2 protein-coding genes are annotated in these 1,189 nt (G+C 37.8%); both read right to left on the minus strand.

The window, feature by feature from the left end:
* A partial coding sequence (locus A9G44_RS04065) for a hypothetical protein (RefSeq protein WP_143426306.1) occupies positions 1-380 on the minus strand: 380 nt, incomplete at its 3' end.
* Between the two features lie 34 nt (positions 381-414).
* A complete protein-coding gene (locus A9G44_RS04070; RefSeq protein WP_065609300.1) occupies positions 415-1,077 on the minus strand; it encodes a hypothetical protein in 663 nt (220 codons plus the stop codon).
* Between the last annotated feature and the right edge of the window lie 112 nt (positions 1,078-1,189).

Genomic DNA, 1,189 nt, shown 5'->3' on the forward strand with positions numbered 1-1,189 from the left:
TTATCAAGATATTTACGCCCTTCATCCGTTAAATTATAGCGGTATAGTGGCTTGTCGCCATCGTGACCGACCAGCTCTTCGGTAAATAATCCCTCTTTGGCATAAAGGGATAGTTTTAAGTTAAGTCTTTTATTTTGCTTAATTTTGTCATAAGGATCGTTAGGATCTATTTCCCCTTCAAGATAATGAATGGTATAGGGGTACATATCTGCATACAGCTCGCCCACAGCAAGACAAACCGCTCTATTACCGGTAGGGTTAATACGATCATTTTCTTCCTGTATGCGGTCTTTATACATGTAATTATTACAACTTTTTAGTAAAAATATAATTAGTGCGCTACTGATGAGTAATGCAATGATGGTTAGTTTTTTTGTCATGATTATTGCCTATTAATAACCCCATGATTTACATTTATAAAACATATCCGCCACTCTGGCCGCCCGTCAAACGTAGCTCACCATCAGGCCCAAAACTGTAATAATGTACGCCCCTAGGACTCCCCCCCAATACGGCTTTCTCTAAACCACCATAGCCTTTATATAGACTATAAATATCTTTATTTTTTATCCAGTTTGGCACGTTTTCCATATGGTAATAAAAAATCACCATTCTTATCCCTTGCATTTGATCATCAACCCTATCAATTTTTTCAACCACCACTTTGCCAAAACAGAAATTTGTTCCCCCCCATTTTTTACTAAGATATTTACGTCCTTCATCCGTTAAATTATAGCGGTATAGTGGCTTGTCGCCATCGTGACCGACCAGCTCTTCGGTAAATAATCCCTCTTTGGCATAAAGGGATAGTTTTAAGTTAAGTTCGTTATTAGCAGCGATTTTGTCATAAGGATCGTTAGGATCTATTTCCCCTTCAAGATAATGAATGGTATAGGGGTACATATCCTGATAAATTTTACCCACCCGCAGGCAAACCGCTCTATTACCAGTAGGGTTAATACGATCATTTTCTTCCTGTATGCGGTCTTTATAAAGGTAATTATTACAACTTTTTAGTAAAAATATAATTAGTGCGCTACTGATGAGTAATGCAATGATGGTTAGTTTTTTTGTCATGATTATTGCCTATTAATAACCCCATGATTTACATTTATAAAACATATCCGCCACTCTGGCCGCCCGTCAAACGTAGCTCACCATCAGGCCCAAAACTGTAATAATGTACGCC

It is taken from the genome of Gilliamella sp. Occ4-3, assembly GCF_001690675.1.
Classification (GTDB): domain Bacteria; phylum Pseudomonadota; class Gammaproteobacteria; order Enterobacterales; family Orbaceae; genus Gilliamella; species Gilliamella bombi.

Coding starts and splice junctions, on each gene's coding strand:
- A9G44_RS04070 (WP_065609300.1), bottom strand. CDS start 1,077: ATGACAAAAAAACTAACCATCATTGCATTACTCATCAGTAGCGCACTA.